Source organism: Noviherbaspirillum cavernae, assembly GCF_003590875.1.
Classification (GTDB): domain Bacteria; phylum Pseudomonadota; class Gammaproteobacteria; order Burkholderiales; family Burkholderiaceae_D; genus Noviherbaspirillum; species Noviherbaspirillum cavernae.
Genome location: NZ_QYUN01000002.1, coordinates 3,337,960 through 3,356,532 on the forward strand (window position 1 = coordinate 3,337,960; position 18,573 = coordinate 3,356,532).

17 protein-coding genes and 1 tRNA gene are annotated in these 18,573 nt (G+C 61.6%); 13 read left to right on the forward strand and 5 right to left on the reverse strand.

From position 1 onward, the window contains the following. Positions 1-7: 7 nt before the first annotated feature. The 9 genes from D3870_RS15575 (at position 8) to prmC (ending at position 9,988) form a co-directional block, all read left to right on the forward strand. A complete protein-coding gene (locus D3870_RS15575) occupies positions 8-964 on the forward strand; it encodes a YVTN family beta-propeller repeat protein (protein ID WP_119740491.1) in 957 nt (318 codons plus the stop codon). Positions 965-978: 14 nt separating this feature from the next. After that, positions 979-1,578 carry a cytochrome b gene (locus D3870_RS15580; RefSeq protein WP_242489999.1) on the forward strand — a complete coding sequence of 200 codons (600 nt, stop codon included), beginning with the start codon at positions 979-981 and terminating at the stop codon, positions 1,576-1,578. A 160-nt stretch (positions 1,579-1,738) separates the two neighbouring features. Beyond that, on the forward strand, positions 1,739-2,782 hold the full coding sequence (locus D3870_RS15585) for a glycosyltransferase family 4 protein (protein WP_119740493.1): 1,044 nt from the start codon (positions 1,739-1,741) through the stop codon (positions 2,780-2,782). Between the two features lie 46 nt (positions 2,783-2,828). Beyond that, positions 2,829-5,009, forward strand: a complete 2,181-nt coding sequence (locus D3870_RS15590) for an amylo-alpha-1,6-glucosidase (RefSeq protein WP_119740495.1) — start codon at positions 2,829-2,831, stop codon at positions 5,007-5,009. 167 nt (positions 5,010-5,176) lie between these two features. Beyond that, complete coding sequence (locus D3870_RS15595) at positions 5,177-5,869, forward strand: response regulator transcription factor (protein ID WP_119740497.1); 693 nt, start codon at positions 5,177-5,179, stop codon at positions 5,867-5,869. A 173-nt stretch (positions 5,870-6,042) separates the two neighbouring features. Further along, the gene (hemA, locus tag D3870_RS15600) at positions 6,043-7,344 is read left to right on the forward strand and encodes a glutamyl-tRNA reductase (RefSeq protein WP_119740499.1); all 1,302 of its coding nucleotides are present in this window, start codon (positions 6,043-6,045) and stop codon (positions 7,342-7,344) included. Between the two features lie 87 nt (positions 7,345-7,431). Beyond that, positions 7,432-8,514 carry a peptide chain release factor 1 gene (gene prfA / locus D3870_RS15605; protein WP_119740501.1) on the forward strand — a complete coding sequence of 361 codons (1,083 nt, stop codon included), beginning with the start codon at positions 7,432-7,434 and terminating at the stop codon, positions 8,512-8,514. Between the two features lie 141 nt (positions 8,515-8,655). Continuing rightward, positions 8,656-9,135 (forward strand): disulfide bond formation protein B, encoded by a 480-nt coding sequence (locus D3870_RS15610; RefSeq protein ID WP_119740503.1) that lies wholly within the window; start codon positions 8,656-8,658, stop codon positions 9,133-9,135. Positions 9,136-9,145: 10 nt separating this feature from the next. Beyond that, positions 9,146-9,988 carry a peptide chain release factor N(5)-glutamine methyltransferase gene (gene prmC / locus D3870_RS15615; RefSeq protein ID WP_119742211.1) on the forward strand — a complete coding sequence of 281 codons (843 nt, stop codon included), beginning with the start codon at positions 9,146-9,148 and terminating at the stop codon, positions 9,986-9,988. Between the two features lie 13 nt (positions 9,989-10,001). Here the strand turns inward: prmC and aspT are convergent, their stop codons facing one another. Both aspT and gad read right to left on the reverse strand, forming a co-directional pair. Then, the gene (gene aspT / locus D3870_RS15620) at positions 10,002-11,693 is read right to left on the reverse strand and encodes an aspartate-alanine antiporter (protein ID WP_119740504.1); all 1,692 of its coding nucleotides are present in this window, start codon (positions 11,691-11,693) and stop codon (positions 10,002-10,004) included. Positions 11,694-11,838: 145 nt separating this feature from the next. Next, positions 11,839-13,230, reverse strand: coding sequence for a glutamate decarboxylase (gene gad, locus D3870_RS15625; RefSeq protein WP_119740506.1), 1,392 nt, complete (start codon positions 13,228-13,230; stop codon positions 11,839-11,841). 280 nt (positions 13,231-13,510) lie between these two features. Here gad and D3870_RS15630 point away from each other — a divergent pair, with 280 nt between their 5' ends. The 4 genes from D3870_RS15630 to D3870_RS22125 all read left to right on the forward strand — a co-directional run bounded on the left by D3870_RS15630 (position 13,511) and on the right by D3870_RS22125 (position 17,197). Then, positions 13,511-15,853: a Tex family protein gene (locus D3870_RS15630; RefSeq protein ID WP_119742213.1), complete on the forward strand. Its 2,343-nt coding sequence runs from the start codon at positions 13,511-13,513 to the stop codon at positions 15,851-15,853. Positions 15,854-16,044: 191 nt separating this feature from the next. Next, on the forward strand, positions 16,045-16,356 hold the full coding sequence (gene grxD, locus D3870_RS15635) for a Grx4 family monothiol glutaredoxin (protein ID WP_119740508.1): 312 nt from the start codon (positions 16,045-16,047) through the stop codon (positions 16,354-16,356). A 26-nt stretch (positions 16,357-16,382) separates the two neighbouring features. Further along, entirely contained in the window at positions 16,383-16,967 is a 585-nt protein-coding gene (locus tag D3870_RS15640; protein WP_119740510.1) for a UbiX family flavin prenyltransferase, read from the forward strand. Positions 16,968-17,002: 35 nt separating this feature from the next. Beyond that, positions 17,003-17,197, forward strand: coding sequence for a hypothetical protein (locus D3870_RS22125; RefSeq protein ID WP_147375805.1), 195 nt, complete (start codon positions 17,003-17,005; stop codon positions 17,195-17,197). 14 nt (positions 17,198-17,211) lie between these two features. Here the strand turns inward: D3870_RS22125 and D3870_RS15645 are convergent. From D3870_RS15645 to D3870_RS15655, 3 genes are all read right to left on the reverse strand, one after another. Continuing rightward, positions 17,212-17,287: transfer RNA gene (locus tag D3870_RS15645), tRNA-Thr, on the reverse strand. Between the two features lie 26 nt (positions 17,288-17,313). Then, positions 17,314-17,805 carry a ClpXP protease specificity-enhancing factor gene (locus D3870_RS15650; protein WP_119740512.1) on the reverse strand — a complete coding sequence of 164 codons (492 nt, stop codon included), beginning with the start codon at positions 17,803-17,805 and terminating at the stop codon, positions 17,314-17,316. 127 nt (positions 17,806-17,932) lie between these two features. After that, the gene (locus tag D3870_RS15655; protein ID WP_119740514.1) at positions 17,933-18,544 is read right to left on the reverse strand and encodes a glutathione S-transferase N-terminal domain-containing protein; all 612 of its coding nucleotides are present in this window, start codon (positions 18,542-18,544) and stop codon (positions 17,933-17,935) included. Between the last annotated feature and the right edge of the window lie 29 nt (positions 18,545-18,573).

Below are 18,573 nucleotides of genomic sequence, written 5' to 3' on the forward strand. Positions count from 1 at the left end.
TTGCCACATGACATCACCTCGCACGCGCTTCGTTCCGGCCATCGTGTCGCTTGCACTGGCCCTGCCCTCGTGGTCGCTCGCCGCGCCTTTCGCCTATGTCCCCAACGAGAAATCCGGGACGCTGTCGATCATCGATTGCGCCAGCGACACGGTGGTCGGCGAGATCGCCTCGGGCGGCAAACCGCGCGGTGTGGCAATCAGCCGTGACGGCAAGCTGCTGTACGTGAGCGACCAGTCGTCCAACTCGCTGCTGCTGGTTGATGCGGACAGCAAGGCCGTCACCGGCAAGATCGCGCTGGGCGAATCGCCGGAAGGCGTCGGCATTTCACCGGCGGGCGACTGGGTGGTGGCGGCCATCGAGTTGTCGAATGCGGTCACCTTCATCTCGACGAAAACGAATGAAAAGGCATTCACCATCAAGACCAGGGGCGAGAACCCCGAGCATGCGAAGTTCAGTCCGAACGGCAAGTGGCTGTACGTCAGCGCGGAGGAGGCGGACACGCTCGACATCATCGACGTCGCGCAGAAGAAGCAGGTGGCCTCGGTCACGCTCGGCAAGCGGCCGCGCGGCATCGCGTTCACACCGGACGGCAGCCGCGCCTATATCGCGGCGGAGATTGCCAGCACGGTGTATGTGGTCGATGTCGCCAGCCGCAAGGTGCTCAAGGAAATCAAGGCGGGCAATTTCTCGAACGGCGTGACGATGGCGCCGGACGGCAAGCGGGTGTATATCTCGAACGGCAGGGACGGCACGGTGTCGGTGATCGACACCGCCGCCAACAACATCATCGCGACGATCCCGGTCGGCAAGCGCCCCTGGAACATGGCGATCACGCCGGATGGAAAAAAACTCTATGTCGCGAACGGCCGCTCCAATTCGGTGTCCGTCATTGATACCGCGACCAATGCGGTGCTGAAAGACATTGCCGTCGGAGAATCACCTTGGGGCGTCGTCATTCATTGAGCGCGGACAACACCATGCGCAGCACAGCGGGGACTGCCAGCACAGCCAGCACCGCCGACGCACCGGAGGCTGGCGCGCGCGACATGCATGCGCGCCACAGCCTGCCGACGGTCGTGCTGCACTGGACGATCGCGGCGCTGATCATCGGCTTGCTGGTGCTCGGCTACTACATGGTCGGCATACCGCGCAACACGCCGGAGCGCGCCTTTTATTTCAATCTGCACAAATCGCTCGGCGTGCTGGTCGCCGTGCTGATCCTGGCGCGCATCGTCTGGCGCTTTTACGACACCGAGCCGCCATTGCCTGGCAGCATGCCGAAATGGGAAGTGCACGCCGCGCAATGGGGCCATCACGCCTTGTACCTGTGCATGGTGCTGGTGCCGCTCACCGGCTACATCTCATCGTCGTTCAACAAGTATGGCGTGAAATTCTTCGGCATCGCGCTGCCTTCGTGGGGCTGGGAAGACAAGCCGCTGCGTGATTTGTTTGCCGGCATGCATTACATACTGGCATGGGCCTTCGCCGCGCTGATCCTGATTCATGTGCTTGCCGCGCTCAAGCATGTCTTGCTCAATCGCGACCGGATTTTTCAGCGCATGCTGCCACGCCTGTAAGAATTACATGACGGGAGGAAGAACATTTGCCCCCTATCCCCTCTCCTTCGAGACAGGATAGGCGGCTGGATGTCTCTGCAATGCATGGCACGTGTCTTGCGATCTCGGAGAATCCCGTGACCAGCCGTTTGCTCCGCAATCGAGGAGGCAAACATGAAACATGAAAATTGCGCAATTTTCTCCATTGTTCGAGCGCGTGCCGCCGAAGGCATATGGCGGTACTGAGCGCATCATTTCCTATCTCACCGAAGAGCTGGTCCGGCGCGGCCATGAGGTGACGCTGTTTGCCACCGGCGACTCGAGCACGGATGCGCGCCTCGTGTCGGCTGTCGATCAACCGTTGCGGCAAGAGGTGGGGCGGCAATCGTGGCTGGCGTATTACGCGATGCAACTGGATCAGCTGGCGCAGATGGCGCACTCCTTCGACGTGATCCATTTCCACACCGAGTACATGCATTTTCCATTGGCGAGGATGCTCGGTGTGCCGCACGTGACCACAGTTCACGGGCGGCTCGATTTGCCGGAGTTGATGCCTCTCTACAAGCGTTTCAACGACTGCCCGCTGGTGTCCATTTCCAACAGTCAGCGCAATCCGCTGCCAGCGGCAAACTGGTGCGACACGATCTATCACGGCTTGCCGTCGGACATGTATGCGTTCATGCCGACCGGCGGCGATTACTTCGCGTTCGTCGGCCGGGTGTCGCCTGAAAAACGCCTTGACCGCGCCATCGAGATTGCGCGCGCATGCGGCATGCGGCTCTACATCGCAGCCAAGATCGACCAGATGGATGAGCCGTACTTCAACAGTGAAATCAAGCCCTTGCTGCGCGACCCGCTGGTGGAGTACATCGGCGAAGTGGGCGACCGCGAAAAACGCGAATTGCTCGAACATGCAAGCGCGCTGCTGTTCCCGGTGGACTGGCCCGAACCATTCGGCCTCGTGATGATCGAAGCCTTTGCCTGTGGTACGCCGGTGATCGCCTATCGCAACGGTTCCATTCCGGAAATCATGGAAGACGGTGTCACGGGCTTTGTGGTGACAGACCAGGAGGCGGCGATACGCGCCGCGCAGAACATCGCCGCCATCGACCGGCGGCACTGCCGGGATACATTCGAGCGCCGCTTCACGGTCGCCACGATGGCAGAAAATTACTTGCGCATTTACCAGCAAATACTCGACAGCGACGCTCCATCGTTCCCGTAAAGCACGTGTTTGCGGTACGGCGCATCGCGCACGACCGGAGAAAGCCATGGTTGAAAAAGTTCAATTGGGAGAACAGTGGTACATCCTCGCCACCGCTTCGCCCGCCGACGAACGTCGCCGCGTGCTGAAGCACGACGACACCTTCGCCCTGTTCGACCGCTTCGGCGACATCCAGTCGATCGGCATGGGCGAGGAAGGCATCTACAACGGCGACACCTGCTTTCTGTCGCAGCTGGAACTGCAGATCGAAGGCGTGCGGCCGATGTTCCTCAATTCGACCGTGAAGGACGACAACGGCCTGTTCATCATCGAGCTGATGAACCCGGACATCCATCCGCACGGACGCAACTCGATCCCGAAGGGCGAGTTGCACGTGTTCCGCGCCAAGCTGCTGTGGAAGAACGCGTGCTATGAGCATGTGCGCATCGCCAACTACGGGCTGGAGCCGATCGAGGCGACGGTGTCGATCGAGGTCGGCGCGGATTTCAAGGACCTGTTCGAAGTGCGCGGCTTCAAGCGCGAGCGGCGCGGCGAATACCTGCCGCCGCAGGTCGGCGAGCGCGAACTGGTGCTGTCCTACCGCGGGCTGGATAATGTGGTGCGCAGGACGCGCATGCACTTCGATCCGGTGCCGGACAAGCTGACGGCGGAGCAGGCCGATTTCAGGATTCGGCTGCAGCCGAAGGAAGAGACGCATCTGTATCTGACCATCCGTTGCGAGGTGGAGGACACGCCCGGACAAGTCGCGCAGAAAGACGGGACCGAGTATTTCTCCGCGTTCACGCAAGTCACCAAGATCCTCGGCACGCAGCTGCAGAACCGCTGCAAGGTCAGAACCTCCAATCCCCTGTTCAACAGCTGGCTCGACCGCTCGACGGCGGACCTCGTGATGCTGACGACGACCATGGAAGACGGCTGCTATCCGTATGCCGGCGTGCCATGGTATTCGACCACCTTCGGGCGCGACGGCATCCTGACCGCACACGAATATCTGTGGATCGATCCCGGCATGGCAAAGGGCGTGCTGACCTTTCTCGCCGCCACCCAGGCGACCACGCACGACCCCGAGCGCGACGCCGAGCCGGGCAAGATACTGCACGAGGCACGCAGGGGCGAGCTGGCCGCCCTGAACGAGATTCCGTTCCGCCGCTACTACGGCACGGTGGATGCCACGCCGCTGTTCATCGGCCTCGCCGGCGCCTATTACGAGCGCACCGGCGATCTCGATTTCATCCGTTCGATCTGGAGCAACATCACGCGCGCGCTGCACTGGATCGACCACTTCGGCGACCGCGATCAGGACGGCTTTGTCGAGTACGCGCGCTATACCGAGTCCGGTCTGGCGCAGCAGGGCTGGAAGGATTCGCACGATTCCGTGTTCCACAAGGATGGACAGCTGGCCGAGGCACCGATCGCGCTGTGCGAAGTGCAGGGCTACGTGTACGAGGCAAAACTGCAGGCCGCGAAGCTGGCCGCCCTGCTGGGCGAGCATGAACTGGCGCGCGATCTCGAGAGCGCCGCGCGCGCGCTCAGGAAGCGCTTCAACGAGGCGTTCTGGTGCGAGGAAATCGGCACCTACGCGCTTGCCCTCGACGGCAAGAAGAAGCAATGCGCCGTGCCCTCCTCCAACGCCGGACATGCGCTGTGGAGCGGCATCGCGACGCCGGAGCGCGCTGCGCGGGTGGCCGATCAGTTGTTGAGCGATGAGTTCTTCTGCGGCTGGGGCATCCGCACCATTCCCAGCAAGGAGGTGCGTTACAACCCGATGGCCTACCACAACGGCTCGGTCTGGCCGCACGACAATGCGCTGATCGCCTACGGCATGGCGCGCTACGGCTTCACCGGCAAGGCGATGCTCGTGTTCAGCGCGCTGCGCGAGGCGTGCATGCACATGGACCAGCACCGCATGCCGGAACTGTTCTGCGGTTTCGAAAAGCGCCCGGAGGAAGGGCCGACGCTCTACCCGGTGGCCTGCTCGCCGCAGGCATGGGCCGCCGCCAGCGTGTTCTATCTGCTGCAGGCCTGTCTCGGGCTGTCCTTCAATCCGCACCAGAACGAAATCCGTTTCCGGCATCCGCAACTGCCGTCCTTCCTGGACACGGTCGAGATCAGGGACCTGACGATCAATGGCGCGACCGTCGATCTGATGCTGCAGCGCTACCCGAACAATGTCGGCATCAATGTCATGCGCAAGAGCGGCAACGCGGAAGTGGTGACGGTGGCGTAGCAGATTGCACGGGTGGCGCTGCCGCTCCCTTTCGGGGCTTGACTGCGGTCAAGCCCTTTTCATTTGCGCTTGCAAAAATAATGCGCGCTTATTTCCCTCAGGCGATTTGCATTTTGTTAAATTAGCAGGCAATCAGACCTCCACGCGCCTCCTGCGTGTCACTTTTCATGCGAATCGCCCTCCTCGACAATGATGCGCGGCAAACCCGGCTGATCGGCGAGGTGCTGACGAACGCCGGGCACACCTGCCATCCCGGTACGGCCGATACCCTGGAACAGCTGCAAAGCGAGGGCATAGACATGCTCATCGTCGACCAGAAAATGCCGAGCGCTGCGGTATTGCAATGGGCACGCAGTCACATGCCGGAAAACTTCCCCGTGCTGTATGTCGCCAGCCGCACCGACGAAGACCATATCGTCGAAGCCATGAGCAGAGGAGCGAGCGATTACATCATCAAGCCGCTGCGGCGCGGCGAACTCCTGACGCGCGTGCATACCTTGCTGCGGCGCGCCTACCCGGACCGACAGGGCCCGGAACAGCTGCAGTTCGGGCACTACATTTTCGAGCCGCGCACCAACCGCATCCACATCGCCGGCCACCAGGTCAGTGTGACGCACAAGGAATTCGAGCTGGCCCTGTTGTTCTTCCGTCATCTTGGCCGACCGCTGTCGCGCGCCTATATCCTGGACGCCATCTGGTCCGCCGACGGCAATGTGCCGTCGCGCACCATGGACACGCATGTCTCGCGCGTGCGCACCAAGCTGCAACTGCGGCCGGAGAACGGCTATCGCTTGCTGCCGGTGTACAGCTTCGGATACCGGCTGGAATTGCTGCCTGATTCAGCGCAACAGCGCGGATAGGATCCGCATGCCTGAGTGTCCAATTGACATGAAGGCAAGTTGTCGGCGGACGTTGCTGGTTTGACCATTCTTGACAGCAGATCAGGCAGGCAACAAACGCCCGGCAGCACTTCGAGCGCGAAGCAACAGGCTATAATCCGGGGTTGTTCACCCATGAAATTTCACGACCGGACATGCAGCTTTTAGCCGTCGGCCTCAACCACACCACCGCGCCGCTATCCCTGCGCGAAAAGGTAGCCTTCCCGGCCGACCAGATCGGCCAGGCGGTGGGGTCGGCGCGCGCCTGGTTCGGGCGCGGCACGGCGGCGGATGCTTCCGCGCAGTGCTCCGATGAAGCGGCCATCCTCTCGACCTGCAACCGCACCGAGTTGTACGCCGTCAGCAACATTCCCGGCGGCGTCACCGCCGCGATCGACGCGACTGCGTACTTCCTCGCCGAATACCACAAGCTGCCCTACGGCGAGCTGCGTCCCTATCTGTACACGCTGCCGCAAGACAATGCGGTGCGTCACGCCTTCCGCGTCGCCTCGGGACTGGACTCGATGGTGCTGGGCGAACCGCAGATTCTCGGCCAGATGAAGGACGCCGTGCGCCAGGCGGATGAAGCAGGCGGACTCGGCACCTATCTGCACCAGATGTTCCAGCGCACCTTCTCGGTCGCGAAGGAAGTGCGTACCACCACCGAGATCGGCGCGCACAGCGTGTCGATGGCCGCCGCCGCGGTGCGCCTGTCGCAGCGCATCTTCGACAAGATCGCGGACCAGCACGTGCTGTTCATCGGCGCGGGCGAAATGATCGAACTGTGCGCCACGCATTTCGCCGCGCAGAATCCGAAATCGCTGACGATTGCCAACCGCACGCTGGAGCGCGGCGAGACGCTGGCGCACCGATTCAACGGCCGCGCCATCCGCCTCGCCGACCTGCCGCAGCAACTGGCGAATTTCGACATCGTCGTGTCCTGCACCGCATCCTCGCTGCCCATCATCGGTCTCGGCCTGGTCGAGCGCGCCGTCAAGGCGCGCCGCCACAAGCCGATGTTCATGGTCGACCTTGCGGTGCCGCGTGACATCGAATCCGAAGTCGGCCGGCTCGACGACGTCTTCCTGTACACCGTCGACGACCTCGGCGCCGCGGTACAGACCGGCATCGAGAACCGCCAGGCCGCCGTGCAGCAGGCCGAAGCCATCATCGAAACGCGTGTGCAATCCTTCATGCACTGGATCGACCGCCGCGCGGTGGTGCCGCTGATCCAGGACCTGCACGAATCGAGCGAAACCATGCGCATGCTGGAACTGGAACGCGCGCGCCGCCTGATCGCAAAAGGCGAGGACATCGACGCGGTGCTGGAAGCCCTGTCGAAAGGCCTCACTGCCAAGTTCTTGCACGGCCCGCAGCAGGCCCTGCACAACGCCCAGGGCGACGAGCGCGCCCGCCTCGCGGCGCTGCTGCCGCAACTGTTCCGCACCAAGCGGTAGGGCGGATAAGCGCAGCGCCATCCGCCGATGGCACACCTTCTGACGAACGCGCCATTCGCCTCGTCCATCCAATTCCCAAGAAAGCCCATGAAACCATCCATGCTCGCCAAACTCGACCAGCTGACGGAACGGCTGGAAGAAGTGAACAATCTCCTGATGCAGGAAGGCATCACGTCCGACATGGACAACTACCGCAAGCTGACGCGCGAACACGCCGAGCTCGGCCCGCTGGTCACGCTGTACAAGGATTACCGCCAGGCCGAAGACGACGTGGCAAGCGCGCAGGAAATGCTGGTCGATCCGGAGATGAAGGAAATGGCGCAGGAGGAAATCGCCGACGCCAAATCGCGCATCGAACAGCTCGAAGTCGATCTGCAAAAGATGCTGCTGCCGAAGGATCCTAACGACGAGCGCAACATCTATCTCGAAATCCGCGCCGGCACCGGCGGCGACGAAGCCGCGCTGTTCGCCGGCGACCTGCTGCGCATGTACACGCGCTACGCCGAACGCAACCGCTGGCAGGTCGAGATGGTGTCCGAATCGCATTCCGAAATCGGCGGCTACAAGGAGGTCATCGTGCGGCTGGTCGGCTTCGGCGCGTACTCGAAGCTCAAGTTCGAATCCGGCGGCCATCGCGTGCAGCGCGTGCCCGCCACCGAGACGCAGGGCCGCATCCACACCTCGGCCTGCACGGTGGCCGTGATGCCGGAAGCCGATGAAGTCGAGGACATCGACATCAATCCGGCCGACATCCGCATCGACACCTTCCGCGCTTCCGGTGCGGGCGGCCAGCACATCAACAAGACCGACTCGGCGATCCGCATCACGCACTTTCCGACCGGCATCGTGGTCGAATGCCAGGACGACCGCAGCCAGCACAAGAACAAGGCGTCCGCGCTGAAGGTGCTGGCCGCCCGCATCAAGGACGTGCAGTTGCGCGAGCAGCAGGCCAAGGAAGCGGCCACGCGCAAGTCGCTGATCGGCTCCGGCGACCGCAGCGAGCGCATCCGCACCTACAATTATCCGCAGGGCCGCATGACCGACCATCGCATCAACCTGACGCTGTACAAGCTCGACTTCATCATGGATGGCGATCTGGAGGAACTGACCGGCGCGCTGGTGGCCGAGCATCAGGCGGAACTGCTGGCGGCGCTGGGCGAAGAAGCCTGAACACTGCAGGGCGGGTCCCACCCGCCAACGATGCACATGGCGGGTGGGACCCGCCCTACACAATGGCGCGCCCTGTTGCCGAACGGGAACCATTTAAAATCGTGGCACTCTTATGCCTTTACCCACTGACAACATCCGAAAATGAAAACATCCAGACCCGTTCTGCTTGCTGTCGCCGTGATTTCGTTCGCCCTGCTGGGCTTTGCGCTGTACCTGCAACATGTGGAAAACATGCTGCCCTGTCCGCTGTGCATCATCCAGCGCTACGCCTTCGCCGCCGTCGGCCTGATCTGCCTCGTGTTCGCGATCCTGCCGCGCGGCGCGACCAAGACCGGCGCCTATCTCGGCACGCTGGCCGCACTCGGCGGCGCCGGCGTCGCCGGCTGGCATCTGTGGGTCAAGGCGCATCCGACCGTCTCCTGCGGCATCGATCCGCTGGAAACCTCGCTCAACAAGATCCCTACCGCCGAACTGCTGCCCTTCGTGTTCAAGGCCGACGGCCTGTGCACGACGGAATACGCGCCCATCCTCGGCCTGTCGATCCCGCAATGGTCGCTGGTCTGGTTCGGCATTTTCGCCATCGTGCTGATCTGGGCAGCCTTGCGCCAGCAAAGCCGCTGAGGTGATTGCGATGCAGGATGCGCCGCGCACGATCCGGATCGCCGCCGGCAGCACGATAGCCGCGCTGCTCAAGAAACCGCCGCTGGATCCGCTGGAAACCCGCATCCTGCTGACGCATGCGCTCAAGCTGTCGCGCGTGCAGCTCATCACGCAAGGCGAGCGTGTTCTGACGCACGATGAAGCGCAATATTTGTCGGCGCTGCTGCAGCGCCGCGCCGATGGTGAACCGATCGCGTACATCGTCGGCGAGCGAGAATTCTACGGACTCGCCTTCGAGGTCACGCCTGCGGTCCTGATTCCGCGCCCCGAAACCGAACTGCTGGTCGAGCTCGCGCTGGAGCGTCTGCCGCAAAACGGCCGCGTGCTGGACATGGGCACCGGCTCGGGCGCGATCGCAATCGCGATTGCCCACAGCCGACCCGACGCCACCGTCACCGCGCTGGACGTCAGCCAGGACGCGCTCGCGGTCGCCCGGCGCAATGCACAACGGCACGCCGCCGACATCCGCTTTGTACAAAGTGACTGGTTCGAGGCTCTGGACGAGCAGCGTTTCGAGCTGATCGTCTCCAATCCGCCGTACATCGTTGCCGGCGACGACCATCTTTCGCAGGGCGACCTGCGCTTCGAGCCGCTGTCGGCCTTGACCGATCACGGCGACGGACTCGATTGCCTGCGCACGATCGTCTCGGGTGCGCGAGATCGCCTCGCACCCGGCGGATTCCTGCTAATGGAACACGGCTACGATCAGGCCGCCCATGTGCGCGCACTGCTGACGGAGCGGCAGTTCCATGCCGTCCAGAGCTGGTGCGATCTGGCCGGCATCGAACGTGTCACGGGCGGACAGCACCCCTGACGCAACGCACCTCTCAACTCAACAGCATCACGATCACCATGCCCCAGACCGTCAGCAGCGTGTTGCCGACGGCGTAGGTGACGGTATATCCCAGTCCCGGCACATTGCTTTTCGCGATGTCGCAAATCATCCCGAGCGCCGCCGTCGTGGTGCGCGCGCCCGCACAGCAGCCCAGCAGGATCGCGGGGTCGAAGCGGAAGATGTATTTCGCGGTGAACATCGCGAGGATCAGCGGCACCGAGGTCGCGAACACGCCCCACAGGAACAGACTCAGGCCCAGCTTCTGCAAGCCGAGCACGAAGCCGGGACCGGCCGAGATGCCGACCACGGCGATGAAGACATTGAGCCCGACCGAGTTCATGAACCAGACGGTGGGCGCGGGAATCCGGCCGAAGGTCGGATGAATCGAGCGCAACCAGCCGAACACGATGCCGGCGATGAGCGTACCGCCTGCGGTCGACAGCGTGAGGGGAATGCCGCCGGCCTTGATGACGATGGCGCCGATCAGCGCACCGATCGTGATCGCGGCCGCCATCATCGCGACATCGGTGACGTCGGTCGGCCGGTCGGCATAGCCCACCAACTTCGCGACCCGTGCAACATCCTGCTTGCGGCCGACGACCGTCAGGATGTCGCCGCGATGCAGTTCCGTCCTGGCGAGGACCGGGATCTCGGTGCTGGTGGCACCGCGCACGATCCGTTGCAGGTACACGCCGCGCGCCTCGGGCCGGGGCGACAGTTCGTGCAGCGTCTTGCCGTCGACCTCGCGGTTGGTGACATAGATGTTGACGCCTTCGATCGGCACCGCCAGCAGTTCCGGATCGTCCACCTCTTCGGCAAGCGGGCCGATCAGCTCGACCAGCACTTCGCGATGGCCGGCCACCACGACCACGTCGCCGCTCATCAGCACCGTGTCGCCTGTAGCCTCGATGATCTTGCCGTCGCGCCGCAGACGCTCGACGAACACGCGCGTGCCGGTGGCCAGCGCCTCGGCATCGGTCGCCTTCAGGCCGACCACGCGGCTGCCCGGATGGATGCGGAATGCGCGCAGCTCGAAATCGTGCCAGCCGGTGCCATCGCCGCCGACGCGCTTGCCGCCACCCATGGATTCCTCGTACCGCTTGCATTCCGCAACGAGGTCGATGTTGAGCAGTCTGGGGCCGACCAGCGCCAGCAGCAGCGCCGAGCCGACCGTGCCGAAGATGTAGGTGACCGCATAGGCGACCGGCATCGCGTCCAGCATCTGCTTGGTCTGCTCGGCCGGCAGGTTCAGGCGGTTGATGGCATCGGTGGCGAGGCCCATCGATGCCGAGATGGTTTGCGAGCCGGCAAACAGGCCGGCGGCGTAGCCGATGTCGTAGCCGGCGACCTTCGCCGCCACCACCGCCGCGCCCAGACAATAGACGCAGGTCACGACCGCAAACAACGCCTGCGGCAGGCCGTCCCTGGCGATCCCCCGCACAAACTGCGGCCCCACGCCGTAGCCCACCGCAAACAGGAACAGCAGGAAGAACACCGACTTGACGTTGCTCGATATGCTGATGTTCAGCTGGCCGATCAGCACGGCCGCGATCAGCGTGGCCGTCACCGCGCCGAGGCTCAGGCCCTTGTAGCTTTTTCCGCCGACCCAGTAGCCGATCGCCAGCGAGAGGAAGATCGCGATTTCCGGATAGCTGCGCAGCGTGTTGACGAACCAGTCGGCCATGGTTCCCTCCCTTCATGTCATGTTGCCGCGCCTTGCACGCGGAACTCGCATTGCATGGCGCTGCAGGCCGCAACAGACCCGCAGCGTCATGCGCTGATCACGCATCGGAGGCGATGGGCGGTGTGCGGCCATCGCCTCGGTCGAACTAGCATTTCGCCGGTGTGGTGTTGTAGTGCGCGTGTTCGTGCAGCGCCGGCGGCCGTGCGGTGCCGCCATGTTCTTCGAGGTAGGCGCAGGCCTTGAGGATGTCGTCGGCCAGCATCCCCACCACATCGTGATTGAGGTGCGGACGCACCACCACGCGCAGGGAGTTCACGCTCTCGGCATTGGCCGGCATGGTGTAGGCGGACAGCACCCAGCCGCGCTCGCGCACCTTGGCCGATATGTCGAATTCGTTGTAACGCTTCACTTTCTTGTCGAGCGTCAGCGCCACCACCGGAATGCGCTGGGTCTCGTTCATGATGGTGAACAAGCCGGAATCCGCCAGCCGCTGACGCAACAGCTGGGCATTGTCGACGGTGTGCTGCATGATCATGCGGTAGCCGTTGAAGCCGCAGCGCAGGAACATGTAGTACTGCGCCGGGATCTGCATCGCATTGCGGCTGAAGTTGAGCGTGGCGGTGGGCGACTCGCCGCCGAGATAGTTCACGTAGAAGATCAGATCCTTGTTGAAGACCTTCTTCTCGCGAAACACCACCCAGCCCAGCCCCGGCGGCGCGAGGCCGTACTTGTGACCGGAGCCGTTGATGGATTGCACGCGCGGCAGCCGGAAATCCCACTTGTAGTCGGGATAGAGGAAGGGATTGACGAAGCCGCCCGAGGCGGCATCGATGTGCATGGGAATATTGATGCCGGTGCGCTTTTCATAGGCATCCAGCCAATCATGAATGGCCTGGATGTCGTCGTCCTCGCCGGTGAAGGTCGAGCCAGCAATGGCCACCACGCAGATGGTGTTTTCATCGACCAGTTTTTCCAGATGCTCGGTCGTGAGCCGGTAGTTGCCGGGCTTCAGCGGCGCGATGCGCGGCTCGACGTCGAAGTAGCGCAGGAATTTCTTCCACACGATCTGGACATTGCCGCCGGTCACCATGTTCGGACGGCTGCCATCCTTGCCGGCACGCTCGCGCGCCTGCCGCCAGTTCCATTTGTGCGCCAGGCCGCCGAGCATGCACGCTTCCGACGAACCGACGGTGGCCGCGCCGTAGACCTCCACACCCTTCGGACCGTTCCACAGCTGGTGCAGCCAGCGCACCATGCGCTGCTCCATCGCGTAAACCTGCGGATACATGTCATGGTCGATGTAGTTCTTGGTCATGTTGGCGGCGATGATGTGCCGCGCCTCGGGCTCCATGTAGGTCGTCACGAACGACGACAGATTGAGCATCGGATTGGCGTCGGTCCACGACTCGCTTTCGGTGATGGCCTGCGCCGCGCGCGCTTCCATGCCGTGTTGCGGAAATTCATTCTCGGGTATGACGCAATTGAACTGATCGAAAGGCGTTGCAGGTGTATACGATCCGCTGGTTCCACTAGCCATTCTTTTCTCCTGAGCTGAAGTGAGGAAATCTGTTGCCATACCAACAAGGCGACAAGTCGGCGCATGCACTCATGGACTGCAAAATGCAATCGGGGAAAATTCGATGGCAATTTTGCAAAAAGGTGCCGCGCTCCTTATCGGAAATGCATCTCGTTCAAATTGCGTCAACATGCGTTACGTCAGGCACGTACGGCAGGCGTTGCGCTGCTGCCTGTCAAGACTGGTGCATTCCCTTGATTTGTGTATCATCCATCGCTTGTTTTTTCACTTTCTGATGCTCATGCTGCCTTCCATCGAACAACGTCTCGCCCTCGAACTCGTCGCCAAGCCGGTGCAAGTCGCTGCCGCCATCGCCCTGCTTGACGAAGGTGCAACAGTGCCCTTCATCGCTCGTTACCGCAAGGAAGCGACCGGCGGTCTGGACGACACGCAACTGCGCCTGCTGGAAGAGCGACTGCGCTATCTGCGCGAACTCGAAAGCCGGCGCGCGGCGATCATTGCGTCGATTGAAGAACAAGGCAAGATGACGCCGGAATTGCTCGACGCCATCACGCATGCCGAAGACAAGACGCGGCTGGAAGACCTGTACCTGCCGTACAAGCCGAAGCGCCGCACCAAGGCGCAGATCGCGGCCGAAGCGGGATTGACCGAACTCGCGGATGCGCTGCTTGCCAATCCGGCCCTGAACCCGGAAGAGGAAGCCGCCAAGTATCTGAAGCCGGCATTCACCACCGACAATGGCGACAACCCCGGCGTGACCGATGCCAAGGCAGCGCTCGACGGCGCGCGCCAGATCCTGATGGAGCGCTTCGCCGAGGATGCGACGCTTCTGCAAACCCTGCGCGAATACCTGACCGAACACGGCATCGTCGAATCGAAAGTGGTCGAAGGCAAGGAAGACGCCGGCGCGAAATTCGCCGACTATTTCGACTATTCCGAGACGCTCAACACGATTCCCTCGCACCGCGCGCTGGCGCTCTTTCGCGGTCGCCGCGAAGAGATGCTCAACGTGACGCTGCGTCTCGACAGCGAGGAAGAAAAGCCGAAGTGGGACGCGCCGCACAATCCGTGCGAAGGCCGCATCGCCTCGCGTTTCGGCATCAGCAATCAGAACCGTCCTGCGGACAAATGGCTGGCCGACACTGTGCGCTGGACCTGGCGCGTGAAGGTCTTCATGCACCTCGAAACCGAACTGATGACCGGCCTGCGCGAGCGCGCGGAAGTCGAAGCGATCAATGTCTTCGCCCGCAATCTGAAAGACCTGCTGCTGGCCGCACCTGCCGGCCCGCGCGCCACCATGGGCCTCGACCCCGGCCTGCGCACCGGCGTCAAGGTCGCGATCGTGGACGCCACCGGCAAGGTCGTCGACACCAACACGATCTACCCACACCAGCCGCGCAACGACTGGCACGGTTCGCTGCACACATTGGCGCTGCTCGCGCAGAAGCACAACGTCGCGCTGATCTCGATCGGCAACGGCACCGCCTCACGCGAGACCGACAAGCTGGCGCAAGACCTGATCAAGCAGCATCCGGAATTGAAACTGACCAAGATCGTCGTGTCCGAAGCCGGCGCCTCGGTCTATTCCGCCTCGGAATTCGCCTCACGCGAATTGCCGGAACTGGACGTCTCGCTGCGCGGCGCGGTATCGATCGCACGCCGCCTGCAAGACCCGCTGGCGGAACTGGTGAAGATCGATCCGAAATCGATCGGCGTCGGCCAATACCAGCACGACGTTGGCCAGACGCAACTGGCACGTTCGCTCGATGCAGTGGTTGAGGATTGCGTGAACGCGGTCGGCGTGGACGTCAACACCGCCTCCGCGCCGCTGCTGGCCCGCGTGTCCGGCCTGAACGCCAGCGTGGCGCAAAGCATCGTGTCGTACCGCGACATGAAGGGCATGTTCACTTCGCGCGCAGCGCTGAAGTCGGTGCCGCGCCTCGGCGACAAGACTTTCGAACAAGCCGCCGGCTTCCTGCGCATCATGGATGGCGACAACCTGCTCGACGCGTCGGCAGTGCACCCGGAATCGTATCCGCTGGTCGAGAAGATTCTCGCCGACATCAGCAAGGACGTGAAAGGCGTCATCGGCGACGCCAGGCTGCTGAAGTCGCTGAATCCCGGCAAGTATGCGGATGAGAAATTCGGCGTACCGACCATCACCGACATCCTGAAGGAACTGGAAAAGCCGGGGCGCGATCCGCGTCCGGAATTCACCACCGCGACCTTCAAGGAAGGCGTCGAGGAAATCAAGGACCTGCGTCCCGACATGATTCTCGAAGGCGTCGTCACCAACGTCGCGGCATTCGGCGCATTCGTCGACATCGGCGTGCATCAGGATGGCCTGGTGCATATTTCGGCCTTGTCGAATACCTTCGTGCGCGACCCGCACACCGTCGTCAAGGCCGGTCAGGTAGTGAAGGTCAAGGTGCTTGAAGTCGATGAGAAGCGCAAACGCATTGCGCTGACCATGCGCCTTTCCGACACGCCGCAACCGGCCGGCGCGAAACCCGAGCAGCGCGGCGACCGCAACGATTCGAAGCGCCTGGCGCAGCACCAGCAACGCGCCGCGCCGCCGGCCAACAACGCCATGGCGGCGGCATTCGCAAAGCTGAAAGGCTGAACGCGGCGCGCTCCACCATCACGGCCCCTTGCCCGCAAGGGGCGGCGCGACGAGATCCACCATTCCGGCAACACATCTCTTGATCGCGCATTGGCGGCAAACTCTCCAGCCGCCCGTTGCGCGGCACATCAACGGTTGCCCACGCTTTTTCATATAATGGCGTTATTCCGATTCTTATTGAAGGCAGCACCATGAGCGACGTACAAACCTGGATCAAAGATACCGTCACGCAAAACCCGGTCGTGCTTTTCATGAAAGGCACTGCGCAGTTTCCGCAATGCGGCTTTTCCGGCCGCGCCGTGCAGATCCTGAAAGCATGCGGCGTCGACAATATCGTCACCATCAATGTGCTGGAAGATCAGGAAGTGCGCCAGGGCATCAAGGAATTCTCCAACTGGCCCACCATTCCCCAGCTCTACGTCAAGGGCGAATTCGTCGGCGGCTCGGACATCATGAACGAGATGTTCGAATCCGGCGAGCTGCAATCGCTGCTGAAAGCCTGAGGCGGCTGCGTTACCCGCGTCGCGCCATGCCGGCCGCACAACGACTGATCATCGCCATCACCGGCGCCACCGGTGCGGTTTACGGCGTGCGCCTGCTGCAAGTGTTGCGCGACACGCCCGGCATCGAAACCCATTTGCTGGTATCCGATGCAGGTGTATTGAATCTGCATCAGGAACTCGACATGAACCGCAAGGATGTCGAGGCGCTCGCGCACGTGACACACAGCATTCGCAACATCGGTGCATCCATCGCCAGCGGCTCGTATCAGTCGGCAGGCATGGTGGTCGCGCCATGCTCGATGAGAACCCTGGCCGCCGTGGCCCATGGCCTGTCGGACAATCTGATCGCGCGCGCCGCCGACGTGACACTGAAAGAACGCCGCCGACTCGTCCTGATGGTGCGTGAAACCCCCTTCAATCTGGCGCATCTACGCAACATGACCGCCGTCACCGAAATGGGCGGCATCATCTACCCGCCGCTCCCCGGCTTCTATCATCGCCCCCAATCGATCGCCGACATGGTCGATCACACGGTCGGCCGCGTGCTTGATCTCTTTTCCATACCGCATGCGTTGACACCCCGCTGGAACGGCATCAAGTCAACAGATTGACGCTACGTTCCAGCAGTAATGTCTGTGGCAATAACTTGGCGACACCGCTGCGCATAAAAATCGTTTCACAGGAATGCGGCGACACGCAGGCAACGGAATCGACACGGCAATCTCGCGCGCAGCCACAATCAACATCAATCCATGTCATTGCGGCGCCTTCGCTGGGGCTCGCTGAAGTGGTGTTGATTTTTCGGCATATGCCAAAAGAAAAAACCCGCGATCATCTCTGATCACGGGTTTTTATTGGTGCCGGCTGCCGGATTCGAACTGGCCACCTGATGATTACAAGTCAACTGCTCTACCAAATGAGCTAAGCCGGCGAAAACTGTAAGACCGTTATTGTACTTTATTTGATGCGGGTTAGTGTAGGCCTGCCACCCTTTTTTGGAGGATCCGGATTGTCATCCGGACCGGTAGATGTGGCAGCATCCGATTCGTCCTTGGGAGTCGGTACTGCACTGAGAGCAGGCGCGATCAGCTCACCTCCATCAACTCCCCCCTCATGACTTTCTTCCGGCGCGGCAGGTTTGGATACTTCAAATGCCATCCCCTGCCCGTTTTCACGGGCATAGATTGCGACCACATTGTCCATTGGAATGGAAACGTCACGCGAAACCCCGCCGAAGCGCGCGCTGAAATTGACGAAATCGTTATCCAGCTTCAGCCCGCTGGTTGCGGTAAAGCTGATGTTGAGCACGATTTCGCCATTCTTGACGAATTCACGCGGCACACGCGTCTGTCCGTCCACCATGGCCGCAAGATATGGCGTGTATCCGTTGTCGGTACACCATTCGTAGATGGCTCGCAGCAAGTACGGTTTGGTAGAAATTTCAGACATGAGCTTGTGCCTTGAACAAGGCATATTCCATTACATTGCCATGCATCATGTTGTCATGATCAGCTTGTCGCGACTTGGATGCAGCTGAATCAACATGACACATGGGAAAGTTCCAATGATGCATACCTTAACGGCGCATCACTTTTTCCGAAGGCGTCAATGCTTCAATATAGGCCGGGCGAGAGAAGATGCGTTCGGCATATTTCATCAATGGCGCTGCGGTCTTGGACAATTCGATGCCGTAATGATCCAGACGCCACAGCAAAGGTGCCACGGCAACATCCAGCATCGAAAACTCATCACCCAGCATGTACTTGTTCTTGAGGAACAAGGGTGCCAGCGTGGTCAGACGATCACGGATTTCAGCACGTGCTTTTTCATGCACTTTTTCTGAACCCTTCGATTTATCGTTCTCCAAGGTATGCACATGGATGAACAACTCCTTCTCGAAGTTGAACAGCATCAGCCGTGCCCGGGCGCGCATCAACGGATCGGCAGGCATCAACTGCGGATGCGGGAAGCGCTCGTCAATGTATTCGTTGATGATATTGGATTCGTACAGAATCAGGTCGCGCTCGACCAGAATCGGCACTTGTCCATACGGATTCATGACCGAAATGTCTTCCGGTTTGTTGAACAAATCAACGTCACGAATTTCGAAATCCATGCCCTTCTCGAACAGCACGAGACGGCAACGTTGGGAAAACGGGCAGGTTGTGCCTGAATAGAGAACCATCATTTTTATAGTTCCTTAGAAACAAAGAGGGT

Coding starts and splice junctions, on each gene's coding strand:
- D3870_RS15580 (WP_242489999.1), top strand. CDS start 979: ATGCGCAGCACAGCGGGGACTGCCAGCACAGCCAGCACCGCCGACGCA.
- D3870_RS15655 (WP_119740514.1), bottom strand. CDS start 18,544: ATGATGGTTCTCTATTCAGGCACAACCTGCCCGTTTTCCCAACGTTGC.
- prmC (WP_119742211.1), top strand. CDS start 9,146: ATGCAGGATGCGCCGCGCACGATCCGGATCGCCGCCGGCAGCACGATA.
- D3870_RS15590 (WP_119740495.1), top strand. CDS start 2,829: ATGGTTGAAAAAGTTCAATTGGGAGAACAGTGGTACATCCTCGCCACC.
- gad (WP_119740506.1), bottom strand. CDS start 13,230: ATGGCTAGTGGAACCAGCGGATCGTATACACCTGCAACGCCTTTCGAT.
- D3870_RS15575 (WP_119740491.1), top strand. CDS start 8: ATGACATCACCTCGCACGCGCTTCGTTCCGGCCATCGTGTCGCTTGCA.
- D3870_RS15595 (WP_119740497.1), top strand. CDS start 5,177: ATGCGAATCGCCCTCCTCGACAATGATGCGCGGCAAACCCGGCTGATC.
- D3870_RS15610 (WP_119740503.1), top strand. CDS start 8,656: ATGAAAACATCCAGACCCGTTCTGCTTGCTGTCGCCGTGATTTCGTTC.
- D3870_RS15585 (WP_119740493.1), top strand. CDS start 1,739: ATGAAAATTGCGCAATTTTCTCCATTGTTCGAGCGCGTGCCGCCGAAG.
- D3870_RS15650 (WP_119740512.1), bottom strand. CDS start 17,805: ATGTCTGAAATTTCTACCAAACCGTACTTGCTGCGAGCCATCTACGAA.
- aspT (WP_119740504.1), bottom strand. CDS start 11,693: ATGGCCGACTGGTTCGTCAACACGCTGCGCAGCTATCCGGAAATCGCG.
- hemA (WP_119740499.1), top strand. CDS start 6,043: ATGCAGCTTTTAGCCGTCGGCCTCAACCACACCACCGCGCCGCTATCC.
- prfA (WP_119740501.1), top strand. CDS start 7,432: ATGAAACCATCCATGCTCGCCAAACTCGACCAGCTGACGGAACGGCTG.
- D3870_RS15640 (WP_119740510.1), top strand. CDS start 16,383: ATGCCGGCCGCACAACGACTGATCATCGCCATCACCGGCGCCACCGGT.
- D3870_RS15630 (WP_119742213.1), top strand. CDS start 13,511: ATGCTGCCTTCCATCGAACAACGTCTCGCCCTCGAACTCGTCGCCAAG.
- grxD (WP_119740508.1), top strand. CDS start 16,045: ATGAGCGACGTACAAACCTGGATCAAAGATACCGTCACGCAAAACCCG.